This is a genomic window from Kitasatospora misakiensis, from assembly GCF_042656005.1.
In the GTDB taxonomy this organism is placed as follows: domain Bacteria; phylum Actinomycetota; class Actinomycetes; order Streptomycetales; family Streptomycetaceae; genus Kitasatospora; species Kitasatospora misakiensis.
This window is the reverse complement of sequence record NZ_JBHSOF010000002.1, coordinates 275,100-293,557: the sequence shown is the minus strand read 5'-3', so window position 1 is coordinate 293,557 and position 18,458 is coordinate 275,100. Positions and strand designations below refer to the sequence as shown.

At 73.3% G+C, this 18,458-nt stretch carries 15 protein-coding genes and 1 tRNA gene; 7 read left to right on the top strand and 9 right to left on the bottom strand.

Translation table 11 applies throughout. The features are described 5' to 3' along the window. The first annotated feature begins 32 nt into the window (after positions 1-32). On the top strand, positions 33-890 hold the full coding sequence (locus tag ACFP3U_RS03205; RefSeq protein WP_380223578.1) for an SAM-dependent methyltransferase: 858 nt from the start codon (positions 33-35) through the stop codon (positions 888-890). Here ACFP3U_RS03205 and ACFP3U_RS03200 read toward each other — a convergent pair. After that, entirely contained in the window at positions 887-1,456 is a 570-nt protein-coding gene (locus ACFP3U_RS03200) for a Uma2 family endonuclease (protein ID WP_380223577.1), read from the bottom strand. The genes ACFP3U_RS03205 and ACFP3U_RS03200 overlap by 4 nt on opposite strands. Before the next feature lie 76 nt (positions 1,457-1,532). Between ACFP3U_RS03200 and ACFP3U_RS03195 the strand changes: the two genes are divergently transcribed. The 3 genes from ACFP3U_RS03195 to ACFP3U_RS03185 all read left to right on the top strand — a co-directional run bounded on the left by ACFP3U_RS03195 (position 1,533) and on the right by ACFP3U_RS03185 (position 3,598). Beyond that, positions 1,533-1,988 carry a MarR family winged helix-turn-helix transcriptional regulator gene (locus ACFP3U_RS03195; protein WP_380223576.1) on the top strand — a complete coding sequence of 152 codons (456 nt, stop codon included), beginning with the start codon at positions 1,533-1,535 and terminating at the stop codon, positions 1,986-1,988. An 87-nt stretch (positions 1,989-2,075) separates the two neighbouring features. Beyond that, on the top strand, positions 2,076-3,167 hold the full coding sequence (locus ACFP3U_RS03190) for an NAD(P)/FAD-dependent oxidoreductase (protein WP_380223575.1): 1,092 nt from the start codon (positions 2,076-2,078) through the stop codon (positions 3,165-3,167). A gap of 20 nt (positions 3,168-3,187) precedes the next feature. Beyond that, complete coding sequence (locus ACFP3U_RS03185; protein WP_380223574.1) at positions 3,188-3,598, top strand: hypothetical protein; 411 nt, start codon at positions 3,188-3,190, stop codon at positions 3,596-3,598. Between the two features lie 32 nt (positions 3,599-3,630). On the opposite strand, the gene ACFP3U_RS03180 is transcribed toward ACFP3U_RS03185, so the two are convergent. The 4 genes from ACFP3U_RS03180 to ACFP3U_RS03165 all read right to left on the bottom strand — a co-directional run bounded on the left by ACFP3U_RS03180 (position 3,631) and on the right by ACFP3U_RS03165 (position 8,674). Then, positions 3,631-4,563 carry an AraC family transcriptional regulator gene (locus tag ACFP3U_RS03180; RefSeq protein ID WP_380223573.1) on the bottom strand — a complete coding sequence of 311 codons (933 nt, stop codon included), beginning with the start codon at positions 4,561-4,563 and terminating at the stop codon, positions 3,631-3,633. Positions 4,564-4,640: 77 nt separating this feature from the next. After that, positions 4,641-5,567: an NADP-dependent oxidoreductase gene (locus ACFP3U_RS03175; protein WP_380223572.1), complete on the bottom strand. Its 927-nt coding sequence runs from the start codon at positions 5,565-5,567 to the stop codon at positions 4,641-4,643. A gap of 303 nt (positions 5,568-5,870) precedes the next feature. Next, positions 5,871-7,697: a bifunctional metallophosphatase/5'-nucleotidase gene (locus ACFP3U_RS03170; RefSeq protein WP_380223571.1), complete on the bottom strand. Its 1,827-nt coding sequence runs from the start codon at positions 7,695-7,697 to the stop codon at positions 5,871-5,873. Positions 7,698-7,996: 299 nt separating this feature from the next. After that, positions 7,997-8,674 (bottom strand): helix-turn-helix transcriptional regulator, encoded by a 678-nt coding sequence (locus ACFP3U_RS03165; RefSeq protein WP_380223715.1) that lies wholly within the window; start codon positions 8,672-8,674, stop codon positions 7,997-7,999. A gap of 640 nt (positions 8,675-9,314) precedes the next feature. Here ACFP3U_RS03165 and ACFP3U_RS03160 point away from each other — a divergent pair. After that, on the top strand, positions 9,315-12,401 hold the full coding sequence (locus tag ACFP3U_RS03160) for a helix-turn-helix transcriptional regulator (RefSeq protein WP_380223570.1): 3,087 nt from the start codon (positions 9,315-9,317) through the stop codon (positions 12,399-12,401). Positions 12,402-12,433: 32 nt separating this feature from the next. Here the strand turns inward: ACFP3U_RS03160 and ACFP3U_RS03155 are convergent, their stop codons facing one another. Genes ACFP3U_RS03155 through ACFP3U_RS03145 form a run of 3 tightly spaced genes read right to left on the bottom strand, consistent with a single transcriptional unit; the run spans position 12,434 to position 15,781 of the window. Beyond that, a complete protein-coding gene (locus ACFP3U_RS03155; RefSeq protein ID WP_380223568.1) occupies positions 12,434-13,003 on the bottom strand; it encodes a hypothetical protein in 570 nt (189 codons plus the stop codon). Next, positions 12,990-14,630 (bottom strand): extracellular solute-binding protein, encoded by a 1,641-nt coding sequence (locus ACFP3U_RS03150; RefSeq protein ID WP_380223566.1) that lies wholly within the window; start codon positions 14,628-14,630, stop codon positions 12,990-12,992. Before ACFP3U_RS03150 ends, ACFP3U_RS03155 begins: the two co-directional genes overlap by 14 nt. A 29-nt stretch (positions 14,631-14,659) precedes the next feature. Beyond that, positions 14,660-15,781, bottom strand: a complete 1,122-nt coding sequence (locus ACFP3U_RS03145; RefSeq protein ID WP_380223565.1) for a substrate-binding domain-containing protein — start codon at positions 15,779-15,781, stop codon at positions 14,660-14,662. A gap of 273 nt (positions 15,782-16,054) precedes the next feature. On the opposite strand from ACFP3U_RS03145, the gene pyk reads away from it, so the two are divergent. Further along, positions 16,055-17,485, top strand: a complete 1,431-nt coding sequence (gene pyk / locus ACFP3U_RS03140; RefSeq protein ID WP_380223563.1) for a pyruvate kinase — start codon at positions 16,055-16,057, stop codon at positions 17,483-17,485. Positions 17,486-17,604: 119 nt separating this feature from the next. Here the strand turns inward: pyk and ACFP3U_RS03135 are convergent. Further along, positions 17,605-17,677, bottom strand: a tRNA-Leu gene (locus ACFP3U_RS03135). A gap of 100 nt (positions 17,678-17,777) precedes the next feature. Between ACFP3U_RS03135 and ACFP3U_RS03130 the strand changes: the two genes are divergently transcribed. After that, complete coding sequence (locus ACFP3U_RS03130; RefSeq protein WP_380223562.1) at positions 17,778-18,440, top strand: ANTAR domain-containing response regulator; 663 nt, start codon at positions 17,778-17,780, stop codon at positions 18,438-18,440. Positions 18,441-18,458 lie beyond the last annotated feature (18 nt).

Below are 18,458 nucleotides of genomic sequence, written 5' to 3'. Positions count from 1 at the left end.
TTCGACCGGAACGGACCGAAGGGGTGGCCGGGGTGACCGAGTTTCAGGAGATCAGTCGGGAGTGGCTCGTCGGCGACGGCGACGGCGGTGACGTCCGCCCGCCCGCCGACCTGCGGCCCGAGATCCCGCACCCCGCCCGGATGTACGACTACTACATCGGCGGCAAGGACAACTTCCCGGCCGACCGCGAGGCCGCCGAGAAGGTGCTCGCGATCAGCCCGATGGTGCGGCTCAGCGCCCTCGCCAACCGGGCCTTCCTCGGCCGCGCGGTGCGGCACCTCGCCGCCGAGGGCATCCGCCGGTTCGTCGACATCGGCACCGGCATCCCGAGCGCCGGGAACACCCATGAGATCGCCCAGCGGGTGCGGCCCGACGCGCGCGTGGTGTACCTCGACAACGACCCGATCGTGCTGGTGCACGGCCGCGCCCTGCTGAGCGGCACCACCCCGGAGAGCACCGCCGTGGTCCAGGCCGACCTGCGCGACCCGGCGGGCATCCTGGCCGCCCCCGAGGTCCGCGCGGCCCTCGACTCCGGCGAGCCGGTCGGGCTGCTGCTCGTCGCCGTCCTGCACTTCATCGACGAGGCGGACGACCCGTACGGCATCGTGCGCACCCTGGTGGACGCCCTGCCGCCCGGCAGCCGCCTCGTCCTCTCGCACGGCACCCTCGACTTCACCCCCGCCGCCGACGCCCCCCGCGGCCCCGCCGTCTACCGCGGCGCCACCGCCCAGCTCAGCATGCGCGACCGCGCCCAGGTGCTGCGCTTCTTCGACGGCCTGAAGCTCACCGACCCGGGCCTGGTCACCGCCCCCCTCTGGCGCCCCGACACCCCCGAACAGCCCACCGACTCCCAGGTCGGCATCTGGGCGGGCGTGGCGGAGAAGCCCTAAGCGGGGTAGCGGAGCAGCTCGGCGGTCGCGAGCTCGAAGGCGAACGGCGCCGGGACGGGCACGGTGTCGCCGAACTTCCCGGTCCACCGGCGGTGGTAGGAGCCCTGGCCGGGCTCGGAGTGCAGGGTGAGGGTGCCCTCGCGCGGGTCGATCACCAGGTAGAGCGGGATCCCCATCTGCGGGTAGTCGCGGACCTTGCCGACCAGGTCGTTCTCCGGGTTGGAGGGGGAGACGATCTCGACCGCGATCGCGGCCAGTTCGGCGGGGACCTGGTTGCCGCCAAGCTCGACGGTGTCGAGGGGGATGTAGGTGAGGTCGGGATTGCGGAGCTTGCCCGTGTGCGGGGAGGCGAGGTCGGTGTTCTCGCTGGGCATCAGGTCGGCCGGGCAGTGGGCGTCGAACTGGCGGCGGACGAGCAGCAGGTCGCGCTGGTGGATCACCGACGGCCCGGCCATCATGATGATCTCGTCGCCCGACACCTCGATCTTCCAGCCGGACGGCGGGGTCAGGCTCTGGGCGTAGGCCAGCAGCTGGGCATGCCGTTCGGGGATCCGGAGCTCGCTCATGGGGCCATCCTCTCATCCGGTGGTGGGCTTCGACGTGGTAGTTCGTGGCGCGAATTACGGCTGTTAGGGTGGCGGGATGGCGAAGATTGAGGATGGCGACACCGGGGTCGTCGGGGGGCTGGTGCGGGCGGCGTTTCTGGTGGACGCGGTGTATGCCGAGTCGGCGCGGGTGCACGGGCTGACACCGCAGCAGGGGCAGTTGCTCTGTGTGCTGCTGGGGCGGTCGTACGTGATGGGGGAGCTGGGCGGGGTGCTGCGGCTGGCCAAGTCGAGCCTGTCCGGGCTGGTCGACCGGACCGAGCGCAACGGGCTGGTGCGGCGGGAGAGTTGCGAGGGTGACGCGCGTGCCGTGCGGGTGGCGCTGACGGCGGAGGGGGCGGTGCTGGCGGAGAGCTTCTACGCGGAGACCTGCCGCCGGGTGGACGAGCTGCCGGCCGGGTTCTCCGCCGAGGAGCGGGAGCTGCTGGGCGGCCTGCTCGGGCGGATCGTGCGGGAGAACAAGGTGCCTCCGGTGTTCGGCGAGTCGGGCTGACTCCGGAAGAGGGTTGCAGTTCGTGCTACGAACTAATAGGTTCGTAGCACGAACTGCAGCTCTTTTCTGTTTTGGGGGCAAGAGAACATGAGTCGTACCGTTGTCGTGGTCGGCGGGGGCTACGGAGGGGCCGCGGTCGCCAAGGCGCTGGACGCCGAGGCCGACGTCGTCCTCATCGACCCGCGTGACGCGTTCGTCAACTCCGCCGGATCGCTCCGGGCCCTGGTGCGGCCCGACTGGGCGCACAGCATCTTCTTCCCGTTCGACACCCTCCTCGCCCACGGCGAGGTGATCCGCGACCGGGTGGTCTCGGCGGACCCGGGCGGGGTCACGCTCGCCTCCGGACGGCGGGTGGCGGCGGACTACCTGGTCCTCGCCACCGGCTCCGACTACGCCCACCCCGGCAAGCCGGCCGCCGACTCCCGGGAGGAGGCGCTGGAGCAGCTGCGCGGCACCCACAAGGAACTCGTCGGGGCCGACCGGGTGCTGATCTCCGGCGCCGGGCCGGTCGGGCTGGAGCTCGCCGGGGAGATCAAGGAGGTGTGGCCGGAGAAGCGGGTGACCGTCGTGGCCCCGGGCGACCGGCTGCTGCCCGCCCTGCGCCCCGAGGTGCGCGAGGAGCTGCACCGCCAGCTCGACGCCCTCGGCGTCGAACTGCGGCTCGGCGTCCGGCTCGTGGCCGAACCCGCGACCGAACCCGGCCGGACGGGCACCTTCACGGTGCGGCTGGACACCGGCGAGGAGCTCACCGCCGACCTCTGGTTCCGCGCGTACGGGGTGCGGATCAACGGCGACTACCTCGCCGACGGCCGGCTCGTCGAACGCACCGCGCGGGGTCACGTCCCGGTGGGCGCCACCCTCGCCCTGGAACAGCACCCGCACGTCTACGCGATCGGCGACCTCAGCGCCGTCCCGGAGCTCAAGATGGCCGGGAACGCGATGCGGCACGCCGAGGTGGTCGCGAAGAACATCGCCGCCCAGCTGCGCGGCGAGCCCGCCGAGGCGGTCCACGTGCCCACCGCCGAACCCTTCATGCTGGTGCCGCTCGGCCCGCGCGGCGGCGTCGGTCAGCTGCCCGGCCCCGACGGGCCGACCCTGGCGCCGGCGCGGACCGTGGCCGAGTACAAGGGCGCCGACCTCTTCACCGGCCGGTTCGCCGAACTCTTCGGCACCGCCTGAGACCTGGGGAGAGGGACGAGATGAGCATCGAGAACACGGCCGTCGTCTTCGGCATCGGCGCGCCCGGCGACCTCGCCGGCACCGCGCGGCTGCTGGACGTCGTCCAGCAGGCCGACCGGGACGGGCTGGACCACTTCTCACTGTCCGACCACCCCTACCTCGGCGGGCGGGTGGACGCGCACGCCGCGCTCGGCTTCCTGCCCGGCCGGATCACCGACCGGCCGCTCGCCGCGACCCGCGACGCGGAGGGCAGGTGGCTCGGCGGCTCGGTGGGGCAGTGGGTGGAGGAGCTGACCGGCGCGGTGCTGGAGCACGGCGCGTCCGGCTTCACCCTCTTCGCCACCGACCACGGCTCGCCGGACCCGGTCACCCTCGGACGGTGGGCGCGGGAGGTCGCCCCGGCGGTCCGGGAGGCGGTCGCGAAGGGGTGAGCAGGTCGGGCGGTCGCGCGGGGTGGGCGGGTTCAGGCGGCCCGGGACTCGCGGCGGTAGCCGCCCGGCGCCAGGCCGAACTCCCGCTTGAAGGCCTTGGCGAAGGCGTACTCCGAGCCGTACCCGGTCCGCGCGGCCACGGTGGTCAGCGGCGCCTCCGACTCGCGCAGCAGCCGGGCCGCCGTGGTCATCCGCCAGCGGGTCAGGTACGCCATCGGCGGCTCGCCGACCAGGGCGGTGAAGCGCCGGGCGAACGCCGCCCGGGAGAGCCCGGCCCGGGCGGCCAGCGACTCCACCGTCCAGGACGCCGACGGCGCCTCGTGGATCGCGGTGAGCGCCGGGGCCACCGCCGCGTCGCCGAGCGCCGCCGCCCAGCCGGCCGCGGTGGCGGGCGGCTGCTCCTCGAACCACGCCCGCAGGATGTACAGCAGCAGCGAGTCGATCAGCGCCGGCACGATGCCGGCCGAGCCGATCCGCGGGTTCTCCAGCTCGGCGCCGAGGAGTTGGACGGCCGCGCTCAGCTCGGGGTGGCGCCCGTGCCGGGTCTGCAGGTGGACGATTTCCGGCAGCTGCCGCACCAGCGGGTGCGGGCGCGCCTGGTCGAGGTGGTAGTTGCCGCACAGCAGGCTGGTGCGCGGCCCGTCCCCGCCGAGGCTGACGGTGCCGATCGGCAGGCTCGGCCGGAACTGCGAGGGCTGCTCGGGGAAGGCCGGGGTCTCCGGCCGGTCGGCGAGGACGTGGCCGCGGCCGTCCCGGAGGAAGACCACGTCCCCCGGGCTGAGCGCGATCGGCTCGGCCGCGTCGTCCTCCAGCGGCACCAGCCAGCAGGTGCCGTAGAGCACCACGTGGAACCCGGCGCCGGCGACCGGGGGCAGCCGCAGCCCCCACGGGGCCCGTCCCTCGGTGCGGACGGAGGCGGGCTGCCCGGTCCGCATCGAGCTCAGTGCCTCGGTCAGGATGTCCACGTGGCCTCCCCCGGTCGCTGTGGTCGTGTCCCCGAGCAATCTACGGCTCAGGCGACGGTGCGTCAGGCGATGGTGAGTCAGGCGACGGTGAGGACGATCTTGCCCTGGGTGCGGCCGGTGGCGATCAGCTCGTGGGCCTTGCCGGCCTCCTCCAGCGGGAAGGTCTCGGCGATGTGCGGCCGGATCCGGCCCTCGTCGACCAGGGCGGCGATCGCCTCCAGCGAGGCGTAGTCCGGCTCCACCGAGACCCCGGCGAACCGCCGCCCGGCGGCCTCGACCTCGGCGGCCAGCGCGGTGTTCCAGTGCTCCATGATCGAGACCAGCACGCCGCCCTCGCGCAGCACCTCCAGCGAGGCGGTGCCCTGCGAGGAGGAGTCGAGCACAACGTCCACCTGGCCGACCTGCGCCAGGAAGCCCTCGGTGCGGTAGTCGATCACCTCGTCGGCGCCCAGGCCGCGCACGAACTCGTGCTTCGGCTCGCTCGCCAGGGCGATCACGTACGCGCCACGGGCCTTGGCGATCTGCACGGCGAGGTGGCCGACGCCGCCGGCCGCCCGGTGGATCAGCACTCGCTGGCCCTCGGACAGGCCCGCCGCGTCCACCAGGCCCTGCCAGGCGGTCAGCGCGGCCAGCGGCAGCGCGGCGGCCTGCACGTGGTCCAAGGAGGCGGGCTTGCGGGCCACCTGACGGGACGGCACCGCGACGTAGTCGGCGTAGCCGGTGGCGGCGCGGGGGAAGAACGGCAGGCCGAACACCTCGTCGCCGGCCTTGAAACGGGCGCCGGGGCCAGCCACCTCGACGACGCCGGAGATGTCCCAGCCGACACCGAACGGCGGCTCGCCGAGCAGCGGGTAGGCGCCCGAACGGACCGCCACGTCCACCGGGTTGACGCCGCTGGCGTGGACGCGGACGAGCACCTCGCCGCCGCGCGGGGCGGGCCGCTCGGTCTCGACGACCTCCAGCACCTCGGGGCCGCCAAGGGTCTTCTGGACGACTGCGCGCATGGGACTGCTCCTTCTCGGAAGGTGGCTCTCTCGGTGACGTGATCAACGGTAGGGAGCCCCGGCGCGCGGCTGAATATCCTGCTGTCTCGGGAAGATGTCCCAGCGTCTCGCCACCCGACCGCCTCGGCGGAAGGGCCCGTCCGCCGAGGGCGTCGGCCGAGGGCGTCGGCCGGTCCTGACGGCGCCGCCCCGCCAAGGGGAACAGCCCCGGGGTGCGGGCCCCGGGGCTGTTCCGGTCGGTGCCGGGCGCGGGTGCGCCCGGGGTGCCGATGGGTGTGGTGCGTGTGGTGTGGTGCGGTGCGGTCAGAAGACCGGCTGGCCCGCGCGGACCAGGCGCCAGGACTCGGCGGCGAAGTCGGCCGGGTCGATGGTGCCCTTCGCCTTCACCCAGGAGATCATCGCGTTGCGGATCTCGTCGGAGTTGGCCCACACCTTCTGGGCGGCCGCGACGTGCGGGAAGTTGCCGCCGCCGTTGGCGCGGTAGTTGTTCACCGCGAGGACGAACTGGGCGTTCGGGTCGATCGGGCGGCCCTCGAAGCTGAGGTTGACGATCCGCGAGCCGGCCGGCTGGGCGACGTCGATGTCGTACGAAACGCCGTACACCGAGTCGTAGTTGTAGTCCGGCGTGTTCTGGGCGTTGGTCAGGGTGGCCTTGTCGACCGGGGCGCCCGGGGCGAGCTGGTTGTAGTACTTCGCCGAGTACTCCAGGTAGTCCTTGATCTGGGCGCCCGTCAGGATCCGGGCCTCCAGGGTGTTCTCGTAGATGTACAGGCCGGCCGCGTCGCGCAGCTTGACCTGGCCGGCCGGGATCCGGGCGGAGCGGTTGAACGGCGCGGCCTGGGCGAGCACCGGCAGCTTGCCGTACTGGCCGCCGGCCAGCGCGGCGCGCACCACGTCGGCCTGGACCCGGCCGATGAGGTCGATGATCGGGGTGTCCTTGAACGGCGCCTCGGCGATCGACAGCTCGATCTTGGCGGTGCCGATGACCTGGTTGACGTAGGCGACGACCTTCTTGTGCTGGTCGGTCATCAGGTCGACGATCTCCGGGTCCTCCGGGACGGTGTTGGAGTTCAGCACCCGGGCGGCGAGCGAGACGACCTTCCAGGCGCCCTTGTCGAGCTCGACCTCGAAGTCGAAGCAGGTCAGCCGCTGGCCCCAGCAGAGCGGCTCGGAGAGCACGACGGTCTTCCCGGTCTCCTTGTTGACGACCAGGCGCTGCGGGATCTCCTTGTGCGCGTGGCCGACCAGGACGGCGTCGATGCCCGGGACCTGCTCGGCCAGCGCGACGGAGCAGTTCTCCGCCCACGGCAGCTGGTCCCCGTAGGAGGTGGCCTCGTCCATGCCGGAGTGGCAGGCGACCACGACGACGTCCGCGCCGGCGGCCTTCACCTTGGGCACCCAGACCTTCGCGGTCTCGACGATGCCCGGGAAGGTCATCTTCCCGGCGACGTTGGCCTTGTCCCAGATCGCGATGCCGGGGTTGGTCAGGCCGACGATGCCGACCTTGAGGACCGGGCCGTTGCCGAGCTTCAGCTTGCGGATCACGTACGGGGGGAAGGCCGGCTTGTCGTTGCGGGCGTTCAGCGCGTTGGCGCCGAGCAGCGGGAAGTCCAGCTGCTCCTCGTAGGCGCGCAGGGTGTCGATGCCGTAGTTGAACTCGTGGTTGCCGAGCGCGGCGGCGGTGTACTCCATGGTGTTCATGGCGAGCGCCATCGGGTGCTCGGGCGCGGTGTCGGCCTCGGTGGCGATCGGCTCGACCCGGGCGTAGTAGTAGGTCAGCTGGGTGCCCTGGATGGTGTCACCGGCGTCGATGAGCAGACAGCGGTCCCAGCCCTTCTCCTCGCGGACCTGCTTGGCGAGCGTGGAGATCTTGGCGAGGCCGACCTCGTTGTGCGCCTTGTCGGCGTAGACCGCGTCGGTGAAGTAGTCCCAGTTGAGCACCCGGCCGTGCAGGTCGGTGGTGCCCATGACCGTGAAGGCCTGACGCTTGCTCCGGCCCTTGGCGCGGGCCTCGTCCGGTCCGGCCGCCGCCGCGGGAGTGGCGGCGGCGAGGCCGGCACCGCTCACGAGGGCGGCGCCGGCGGCGGTGGCGGCGGACCGGGTGACGAAGTCACGGCGGTTCAGGGGCATGGACGACTCTCCCGGTGGGGACGGCGGCAAACGGACCGTCAACGAGGACCGCATCGCCCAAGGCGGCGGCGCACAGGCTCGGTGACGCGCGTAGAGGTACGCGCGTAGAAGTCTGCCGTGCGGGCACCGCCGGCGGATAGCCCCCCGACATTTCCAACAGGTGAGATCTTGGCGACTCGTTCGTGACACGGGCGGACGGGTGCTGTACCCGCCCGCCCGTGTTGTCGCGATTCGTGAGGACCCGTCCAGATGTGGCGACTCGTCCCGATGCAGCGACCCGTCCCGATGTGGCGACTCGTCTAGATGTAGCCCTCGCGCACCGCGTGGGCCACCGCGTGGGCCCGGTTGCGCAACTGCAGACGGGTCGTCAGCCCGTGCAGCACGTTCTTCACGGTCCGCTCGGAGTACGACAGCCGGGCCGCGATCTCCCCGGTGTCCCAGCCCTCGGCGACCAGCCGCAGCACGTCCGACTCACGCTCCGACAGACCCGTCGGCGCCTGCCCCGGCATGCCCTGCACGGACCGCTGCAACCGGCCCACCTGGGCGATCAGCCGCCCCTGGAGGTCCGCCGGCAGGTCGCCGTCGCCCCGGGCCGCGGCCAGCACCGCCCGGCCCAGCCGCTCCGGCGTCGCCTCGCGGCGCCACAGGATGGCCGCCACCCCGCACTCGACGGCCTCCATCAGCTCGGTCTCGCGCAACCGCTCGACCACCAGCACCACCCGCTGCCCGGCCCCGCGCACCAGCCGGCGCAGCGCCGCCGTCGCCGCGGCGTCGGCGGACTCGGCCACCAGCACGGTGACCGCGCCCGGCGTGGCCGTACCGCTCGGATCCACCACCGCCACCCCGGGGAAGCGGCGCAACTGCGCCTCCGCCCCCGCCCGGGAGAGCGGATCGGCGGCCTGGACGGCGACCGGCACCGTCGAGCTGCGGGCCGCCGCCGAGGCGGCGGGCCGGGCCGAACCCGCCGTGCCGCGCACGGCGGCGGAGACCTGGGAGTGGGCGGCCGTCGCGGCGGCACCGACCGTGTGGGCGCTCGCGGCGACCGGACGGGCTGCCGTCGGACGCTGCGGCGCAGCGGTACGCGTGGCGGACGCCGATGCCCGCACCGCCGTGCCCCGGCGGTCGTACTCCGTGTGCAGAACAGTCAAATTCTGGCCCCCTTCTGAGAAGCCGGCCCGGCCACCCGGCGGACCCCGAACGTCAGGGCGTGGCGCCCCAACCGGGAAGGCCGACCGTTTCGACGGCGTTCCGGGAGCGCTGCCCGTGCCCCGGAAACAGCCACCATGCTTCCCGCCGGGGCAGCCTCCCGGCCATCGTGGTCCACCACGAGATCGGGCCCGCCGGACGGCCTCCGCCGATCGGCGGAGGCAACGCAACCGGCCCCCCAGGTGGTCAGGGATGCGGGGGAGGCCGGCGGGAACGCCGTGCGGGACACCGCGACACCGCCAGATCGGGCGCCCGCACCCGTCCGATCGGCGCCCCCGGTTCACGGTGCGGAAACCGGACCTCACCGGTAACGCGTGGTTAGGACGTCAAGCCGTTCAGCCGGTACAACGGCAGACACTGCCCGTTCGGACACCGACGAACGCCCGGAAAGGGCAGGAAGGGAGAACACGGATGAGCACCGCCACGTCCACCCACCTGGTGGACCGCGAACCGCAGCTGAGCCTGATAGCCGACCGGGCCGCCGCCGCCCGCCACGGCGCCGGCCACGTCCTGCTGCTCACCGGCGCCATCGGCACCGGCCGCACCGCGCTGCTCGCCGAAGCCGCCCGCCGCGCCGCCGCCGACGGAACCACCGTGCTGCGCGCCCGCTGCTCCGCCGAGGAGAGCGGCACCCCCTACGCGGCCGCCCGCCAGCTCTTCGACACCGGCCCCACCCCCGCCGTCCCCTACGGCCGCACCCCCTGGGGCGCCCCGCCCGAGCCCGCGCCCGGCACCCCGGCCGGCACCCCGACGGACGGCGACGCGCCCGACACCGCCGAGGCCACCCTCTGGTCCCTGCTCCGCCTGCACGGCACCCACCACCCGCTGCTGCTCGCGATCGACGACATCCACCTCGCCGACGAACCCTCCCGCCGCTGGCTGCGCCAGGTCGCCCGCCGGATCGACCGGCTGCCCGCCCTGCTGATCGCCACCGAACGCCGACAGGCCACCCTCGCCGGCCGGACCGACCGCTTCGCCCGCGACCTGCCGCCCGAACTCGCCACCACCCTGCGGCTCGCCCCGCTAGCCGCCGAGGCAGCGGGCCGCCTCGCCGAGCGGCGCCTCGGGCCCGGCACGCCCCCCGGACTCGCCGCCGACTGCGCCCGCGCCACCGGCGGCAACCCGCTGCTGCTCACGGCCCTGCTCGCCGACCTCACGGCGGCCGGCCCGGCGGGCTCCGCTGCCCTCCCTGGCGCGTCCCCCCTCCCCGGATTTCTCCCCGAGAGCTGCGGCGCCCTGCCCGGCGGCGCCTTCGCCGAAGCCGTCGAGACCTGGCTGCACGGCGCCGGCGAGCGGGCCGTCACCGCCGCCCGCGTCCTCGCCCGAATGCGCGAACACCCCGCCGCCGACGCCCTCCCCGCCCCCGGCACCCCGCCGCTCGACCCCGTCCCCCTGCTCGCCCACCTCTCCGCCGCCGACCCCGGCCGGCTCACCGGCTGGCTCGCCGAACTCACCGCCCACCACCATCTCGACACCCCCGACGCCGGCAGCTGGCCCCGCTTCGCCCACCCCCTGCTCGCCGACGCCGTCCTCACCGGCCACGCCCCCGGCCACCGCGCCGACGTCCACCTCGCCGCCGCCGAACACCTCCACCACACCGGCGCCCCCGACGAACTCGTCGCCGGCCACCTCCTGCTCACCCCCGCCCCCACCCCGCACTGGGCCGTCGACACCCTGCGCCGCGCCGCCCGCAACGCCGCCGAGACCGACCACCCCGCCGACGCCGTCGCCCTGCTGCGCCGCGTCCTCGCCGAACCCCTCACCGACCGCCGGCGCGGACTGCTGCTCACCGAACTCGGCAGCCTCGAAGTCACCCTCGGCCCCGCCGAACGCACCATCGGCCTGCGCCACCTCGCCGAGGCCGTCCACCTCCAGCAGACCGACGAAGGCGTCTTCCGCGCCGCCGGCACCCTCGGCGCCGTCCTCGCCACCCGCGGCGACACCGCCGCCGCCCTCGAACTCATGGACGAGCTCGCGCACCGCTTCGCCGACCAGGAGGACGTCCTCCACGCCGTCCAGGCCGCCACCGCCCAGATCGCCGCCCACGACGGCCGCAGCTGGCTCCAGGTCGTCGAAGGCGTCCAACGCCTCGCCGCCCGCACCCCGCACCGCCTCGCGCCGCCCGCCTACGCCCTGCTCACCGAGTTCGACGCCACCAGCGGCCTGCTCGCCGCCACCGAGGTCGCCGAACGCGTCGACGAGCTCCGGGACGCGCCCGTCGATCCGCTCTGCCGCTCCTACCTGCTGGTCTCCCTCGCCACCCTCGCCCAGTGGTGCGACCTCCTCGACCAGGCCGACGACCTCGTCGTCCGCGGCCTCGCCGGCTACCGCGGCGGCCCGCTCGACCCCGGCTACCAGTGCCTGCTCAGCGTCCGCGCCGAGACCAGGATCATGCGCGGCGAGTACCAGGCCCTGCTCGACGACTACGGCCTCACCGCCGCCGGCTCCACCGCCACTCCCGCGCTCCTGCGGACCACGCCCTGGGGCCCGCCCGGGCCGCCCACCCCCGGCACCCCCGATGCCACCCCCGATGCCGCCACCGACCGCTCCTGGTGGAACGCCGCCGCCCCCGACCCCCGCCCCGCCCCCGACGAGACCGCCCCCGACGAGACCGGCCCCGACGAGACCGGCCCCGGCCGCTACGCCGAACTCCTCGGCCAGCAGAACGCCCACCTCGTCGCCCAGGCCGTGATCGCCCTCGTCGAGACCGGCCGGCTCTGGCAGGCCCACGGCCTCGCCCGCGTCGTCGCCGCCGACCGCGCCCAGGGCTCCTGGGAGTGGAACGAGTTCCTCTACGCCCGCGGCCTGCTCCGACTCGCCTCCGGCGAACCCGCCGAAGCCCTCGCCGACCTCCTGGAATGCGGACGCCGCCAGGGCGAACGCCAGGTCCACAGCCCCATCGTCACCCCCTGGCGCTCCATCGCCGCCGAATGCCACCTCCAACTCGGCGAACCCGGCCCCGCCGTCGCCCTCGCCGAGGAGGAACTCCGCCTCGCCCGGACCTGGGGCACCCCGCGCACCGTCGGCCGCGCCCTGCGCGCCCTCGCCGCCGCCCCCGGCCCCCGCCACGGCCTCGACCTCGCCGCCGAGGCCGTCCTGCTGCTGCGCACCGCCGAGGTCGACACCGAACTCATCCCCGCCCTCATCACCTACGGCCGACTGCTCGCCGACGGCGGCCGGCGCGGCGCCGCCCGCCGTTCCCTGCGCGAGGCCGCCGGTCGCGCCGAACGCCTCCGCGCCGTCCGGCAGCGGGCCGCCGCGCTGGAGGCGCTGCGGGCCTCCGGCGCGCGCATCGGCCGCGGCGACCACGCCGGCGCGGAGGCGCTCACCGACAGCGAGCTGCGGATCTGCCGGCTCGCCGCCGCGGGGCACTCCAACGCCGAGATCGCCGCCATGCTGCACCTGGCGGTGCGGACGGTGGAGACCCATCTCACCAACAGCTTCCGCAAGCTGGGCGTGCGGCGCCGGCTCGAACTCTCCGGCGCGCTGGAGGCCTGACCGGCGGCGTCGGGAGAGGTGTTCAGAACGGGTCAGGCGGCCGGGACCAGGGCCGTCATCTCGTCCACCGCCCGGGCCAGTTCGGCCACCGGGTCGGCGCCGTCCACCACCCACGGCTGCCACGTCAGCGCCCGCAGATAGCCGTCCACCGCCAGCGGCAGCCGACGGCGGACGATCGGCTCGGTGGTCGGCCCCGGCCCGGCGCTGCGCAACCGCTCCAGCAGCCCCGGCACGTTCGCCGACGGCGGCAGCGGCGCCGAACCGACGAACGCGGCCAACTCCTCCAACTGCGGCCACAGGCGCGGCGGTCGCGCCACGGCGGGCGGGGCCGCCGCCGGGGCCGCCCCCGCCCCCGGATCCACCCGGGGCGGATCCGGCGGGCCCACCGGCCCCCGCGGCCAGAGCGCCACCGTCGCGACGTACGGCCCCGCCACCAGCAGCGCCGAGAGCGCCACCGGGCTCCGCAGCCCGACCGCCGCCCCCGCCCCGGCCACCGCCGCCCCGCCCGCCACGTAGTGCTTGGTGGAGGTCAGGTACGCCCAGAACCGGCCGCCCCGCCCACCAGCGGCGCCCCCGCCCTCGCCACCGCTACTGGTAGCCACGGATCTCCTCGAACGCCCCGTCCAGCGACCCCGTCCCGTCGAACAGCTTCCCGCCGGTCAGGTCCGCGATCCCCTGCAACTGCCCCTTCGCCGCGTCACCGAACAGGATCGGGAACACCGGCACCGCCTTCCGCTCCGGCGACAGCCCCCCGTAGAAGGTCCGGAAGTCCTTGTCCGTCGCCCCCTCGTTGCTCTCCCCGTCCGTCATCAGCACGATCGAGGTGAACCGGTCGTCCCCGGCCGCCGACTGCTGCCGCTCGATCACCCGGTACGCCTCCTGCAACGAGGAGTACACCGCCGTCCCGCCGTCCGCCGACAGCGCCTGGACGTCCCCGTCGATCGACGCCAGCTCCTGCTGCGCCCCCGCGCCCTTCGGCACCGAGTGGGTCTTCGTCGACTTCACCTTGGAGGCGAAGGAGACCAGCGTGACCTCCTCGCGCTCCCGGAACCGGCGCACCCCCCGGGGGTCGTCCGCGCCCGTCAACCGGCCCATCGCCGACTTCAGCGAGGCCAGCCGCTGCCCGGCCATCGACCCCGAGGTGTCCAGCACGTACACCGTGCGCGAGGGCCGCCGCAGTTCGTTCTGGTACGCGGACAGCAGCCCGTCCGCCACCTCCCGGGTGCCCGGGAACGGCAGCTCGTGCCGCCGGTCCGTCGGCAGCCCGGCCGCCGGGCCGGCCCCCGGCGTGACCGGACGGCGCAGCGTCAGCTCCGAGATCCGCTTCTGCACGTCCTCCTTCAGCAGGTAGGAGGTGAGCCGCTGGAACGCCTCCCGCTCCCGCTCCTGCGAGGAGCTCAGCAGCGTCAGCGGGTAGTTGGCGGAGATCACGCCGTCGGTCGGACGGACCACGGTGAGCTGCTGGTCGGGGGCCAGCGTCCGGTTCATCGACAGCAGCACCGACTCGTAGTTCACCAGCGCCCCGACCGAGCCCCGCTCGGCCCGGCCGTACGCCTGGGCCAGCCAGCCGGACGAACCGGAGGTCAGCTTCTGGCCGGTGAAGAACTGCTTCAGCTGCGGCGTCGCCTTCTGCACGTCCGCCTCCGTCAGCGCCGAACTCGCCCCCGAGAACGCCGAGGCCACCGCCACCAGCGCCGAGAAGCCCGAGTTCGACCGGGACGGGTCCGCCATGCCGTAGGCCAGCTTGCCGCCCGCCGCCGCCTCCGCCAGATTGCCCCAGGTCACCTTGGAGCCGTCGCCCCAGGCCAGGTCGGCCAGCACCGAGGAGCGGATGCCGAAGGCCACCGGCGAGGTCATGACCGGCGTCTCGGACAGCAGCTTCGCCTTGCTCCCCCCGTCCAGGTGCAGGTACTGGTTGGACGGGAACCAGATCGCGTCGTACTTGCCGTCCGCCTTGCCCGAGGACACCGCGTCCGCGCCGTCCAGCGAACCGGTCCAGGCGAACTGCACCGTCACCCCGGTGGCCTTCTGGGCCTCCTCCAGCACCGGTGCCATGTCCTGGAGCTCGCTGCCCGCGAGCACCCGCAGCACCCCCGGCTGCGCGTTGGTGGCCGGCGGGTCGCTCGGCCCGGGCTTCGGCGGCGCGGACGGCGAGGACGTGCACGCCGTCACCGTCGCCACCAGCAGCGCCAGCCCGGCCGCCAGACCTCGCACACCGCTCCTGCGCATCGCCTCTGCTCCTGTCACCGTGTCCCCCGTCACTGCTTCTTGGTGGCGTCGATCAGGCTCGTCATGACCTCCGGCGTCGGCACCGTGGCCTGGGCCACCTTCGCCGCGCCCAGGTCGGGGGCGAAGGCGAACAGCGGCTCCGCCGTGCCCTGCGGCAGCTTCCGCAGCTGGGCGGCGAACGCGTCCGCGCCGGCGGCGCCCGACGGCCGGAAGCCGTACTGGATCTCCAGCTCGCGCAGCTTCGGGTCGTCGGCCAGCGCGTCGGCGAGCTTCTGGCCGTTGTCGGAGAGCCCGACGATGGTGTGGTCGGACAGCACGGTGGTGTCCGGGTAGAGCATCACCATGTCCGCCGGCGCCTTCTGCTTCAGCACCAGTTCGAGCGCCTGGGACTCGTACGCCAGCACCAGCGGGCGGCCGTTGCCGGACACGAAGTCCATGAACGGCTCCTCGGTGGAGTTCTTCATGACCCCCTGCTTGGTGACCGCCGAGCGCAGCGTGCCGCCGATCGTCGGCACCGCGCCGGTGTCCGTGACCACCTGCCGGTTGTTCAGCAGGAACGACACCATGGCGACGTACAGGGCGCCCGAGGAGGAGGTCTCCGGGTTGGTGGTGGTCAGGAAGATCGACCCGGAGAGGTCACCGGGCTTCTCCGGCGGCCTCGGGAGCTGCTGCCAGGTCTGGTTGGCGTCGATCCCCTTGAGGAAGGCGTCCATGGCGAAGGTCCAGACCTTGTTCTGGTCCTGGCTCGCCAGGTTGTTCTCCTTGAGCACGTCGACGGTCGACTTGTGCGCGACGATCACCAGCGGCGAGTAGAACGGCCGGGTCGGCGTGCTCTTCAGGCTGTGCTTGGCCTTGATCGCCTCGGCGGGCTGCTGGCTCGCCGGGAAGACGAAGTCCAGCTTGTCGTCCTTGAGTTCACTCATCTGCCAGGAGCCGGCGCTCTGCGTGTTCACCACGAGCCCCCGGGCCTTCAGCGCCTCCTTGACGCGCTGGTCGTCGAAGAACGCCCCCTTCTCCGAGCCGACCATGCCGGTCACGGTCACGGTCTTGCCCTGGTCCGCCTTCGGGTCGTCCTTCGATCTGTTCAGGACCGCGAACGCCAGGCCCCCGAGCACCAGTAGTGCCGTCAGCACCCCGATCACGCGCTTCATGCCGGACGCTTCCCCCTCGTCTGCCGATCTCGGCCCCACCCGGGTGACGAGCGTCCCGCCGGGCCGGGAGCGGGGGCGTAAGTTCCGGTGAACCGGGGGTGAACAGGCCTTCACGGAATCGCATCGGGGATCGAGTGCGGCAGGGCTTCCGGGGACCTCTCGCACGCCGGTCCGACGTTGTGTCAGAGTGTTCAACTCTCCTTATGGCAACGGCCATCCCGTTGTCCGGAGCAACGTCGAAGTTACGCGCCGGTAATGCCTACGCTCAGCACTATGCGCCGAGCAAAAATCGTCTGTACCCTCGGGCCCGCCACCGACACCTACGACCAGATCAAGTCCCTGGTCGACGCCGGGATGGACATCGCCCGATTCAATCTGAGCCACGGCTCCCACATCGAGCACGAGGAGCGCTACCGCCGGGTCCGCAAGGCCGCGGACGAGAGCGGCCGCAGCATCGGCGTGCTCGCCGACCTTCAAGGCCCGAAGATCCGCCTCGGCACCTTCGCCGAGGGGCCCGTACTTCTCGAACGCGGCGACGAGTTCACCATCTCCACCGACAAGGGCGTCGCGGGGGACCAGAACGGCTGCGGCACCACCTACGCCGGCCTCGCCGGGGACGTCACCGCCGGCGAGCGGATCCTCGTCGACGACGGACGGGTCACCCTGGAGGTCGTCGAGGTGGACGGGCCCCGGGTCCGCTGCCTCGTCGTCGAGGGCGGCCTGGTCTCCGACCACAAGGGCCTCAACCTCCCCGGGATCGCCGTCTCGGTGCCCGCGCTCAGCGACAAGGACGTCGCCGACCTGCGCTGGGCCCTGCGGACCGGAGCCGACCTCGTCGCGCTCTCCTTCGTCCGCAGCGGCCGGGACGTCGAGGACGTCCACCGGGTGATGGACGAGGAGGGGCGCCGCGTCCCGGTCATCGCCAAGATCGAGAAGCCGCAGGCGGTGGAGAACCTCGACTCCATCGTCGACCGCTTCGACGGCATCATGGTGGCCCGCGGCGACCTGGGCGTGGAGATGCCGCTGGAGCAGGTGCCGATGGTCCAGAAGCGGGCCGTCAAGCTCGCCCGGCGCAACGCCAAGCCGGTCATCGTCGCCACCCAGATGCTCGACTCGATGATCAACTCCTCGCGGCCCACCCGCGCCGAGGCCTCCGACGTCGCCAACGCCGTCCTCGACGGCACCGACGCCGTGATGCTCTCCGGCGAGACCTCGGTCGGCAAGTACCCGTCCGAGACGGTCCGGACCATGGGCCGGATCATCGAGGCCGCCGAGCAGGACGTCCTGGCCGACGGCCTGCCCGCCCTCACCCCGAGCAACAAGCCCCGCACCCAGGGCGGCGCGGTGGCCCGCGCGGCGGCCGAGATCGGCGACTTCCTGCACGCCAAGTACCTGATCGCCTTCACCCAGTCCGGCGACACCGCCCGCCGGCTGACCCGCTACCGCTCGCCGATCCCGGTGCTCGCCTTCACCTACGAACCGGCCGTCCGGAGCCAACTCGCCCTCACCTGGGGCGTGGAGACCTTCCTCGGCCCGTTCGCGCCCACCACCGACGAGATGGTCGAACAGGTCGACGCGGCCCTCCTCTCCCTCGGCCGCTGCCAGAAGGGCGACATCGTCGTCATCACCGCCGGCTCCCCGCCCGGCCTCGCGGGCTCCACCAACCTCGTCCGCGTCCACCACGTGGGCACCCTGGACAACTGACCCGCACGCCGACGGCGGCGCGGCCCCTCCTCGACGGGGGGCCGCGCCGCCGTCAGCGCGTGGGATAGGGAGATCGCCACCCTCAGGATTCCTGAGGGATTTTGGAATGGAAGGAAAAGTACCCCGGGTGGGATTCGAACCCACGCTAGATGGTGTTTGAGACCATTGCCTCTACCGCTGGGCTACCGGGGCATCCACAGATTCGAAGGTTGCCCCCGACCCTGCTTGAACTCAAACATACCGTGTCTGGGTACCCTCGTGCATGCAGTACCCCGCCGGAACGAGGAGCCCCGTGAGCACCGCCGACGAGCAGGCATCGCCGCTTGAGACCGATTCGCCCCAGATCACCCGCATTGTGATCGCCGAGGACGAGGCGTTGATCCGCCTCGATCTGAAGGAGATGCTGGAGGAGGAGGGGTACACCGTTGTCGGCGAGGCCGGGGACGGGGCCACGGCGGTCCGGCTGGTGGAGGAGTTGAAGCCGGATCTGGCGATCCTGGACGTGAAGATGCCGGTGCTGGACGGGCTGTCCGCGGCCGAGCGGATCCACGAGCAGCACCTGGCGCCCGTCCTGATGCTGACGGCGTTCTCGCAGCGCGAGCTGGTGGACCGGGCCCGGGACGCCGGGGCGATGGCGTACATCGTCAAGCCGTTCTCCAAGAGCGACCTGGTGCCCGCGATCGAGATGGCGGTGTCCCGGTACACGGAGATGCGGACGCTGGAGGAGGAGATCGCGGATCTCACCCAGCGGCTGGAGACCCGGAAGCTGGTGGACCGCGCGAAGAGCGTGCTCCAGACCAAGTTCGGCCTGAACGAGCCGGCCGCCTTCCGGTGGATCCAGAAGACCTCGATGGACCGCCGGATGACGATGGCGGCGGTGGCCGAGGCCGTCATCGAGGAGGGCGCCGCGCAGGACCGCAAGAAGGCCGACGAGGCCGCGGACCCCGCGGAGTAGCAGCAGCGAGACGAAGGG

Coding starts and splice junctions, on each gene's coding strand:
- ACFP3U_RS03195 (WP_380223576.1), top strand. CDS start 1,533: ATGGCGAAGATTGAGGATGGCGACACCGGGGTCGTCGGGGGGCTGGTG.
- ACFP3U_RS03175 (WP_380223572.1), bottom strand. CDS start 5,567: ATGCGCGCAGTCGTCCAGAAGACCCTTGGCGGCCCCGAGGTGCTGGAG.
- ACFP3U_RS03160 (WP_380223570.1), top strand. CDS start 9,315: ATGAGCACCGCCACGTCCACCCACCTGGTGGACCGCGAACCGCAGCTG.
- ACFP3U_RS03150 (WP_380223566.1), bottom strand. CDS start 14,630: ATGCGCAGGAGCGGTGTGCGAGGTCTGGCGGCCGGGCTGGCGCTGCTG.
- ACFP3U_RS03200 (WP_380223577.1), bottom strand. CDS start 1,456: ATGAGCGAGCTCCGGATCCCCGAACGGCATGCCCAGCTGCTGGCCTAC.
- ACFP3U_RS03145 (WP_380223565.1), bottom strand. CDS start 15,781: ATGAAGCGCGTGATCGGGGTGCTGACGGCACTACTGGTGCTCGGGGGC.
- ACFP3U_RS03190 (WP_380223575.1), top strand. CDS start 2,076: ATGAGTCGTACCGTTGTCGTGGTCGGCGGGGGCTACGGAGGGGCCGCG.
- pyk (WP_380223563.1), top strand. CDS start 16,055: ATGCGCCGAGCAAAAATCGTCTGTACCCTCGGGCCCGCCACCGACACC.
- ACFP3U_RS03170 (WP_380223571.1), bottom strand. CDS start 7,697: ATGCCCCTGAACCGCCGTGACTTCGTCACCCGGTCCGCCGCCACCGCC.
- ACFP3U_RS03185 (WP_380223574.1), top strand. CDS start 3,188: ATGAGCATCGAGAACACGGCCGTCGTCTTCGGCATCGGCGCGCCCGGC.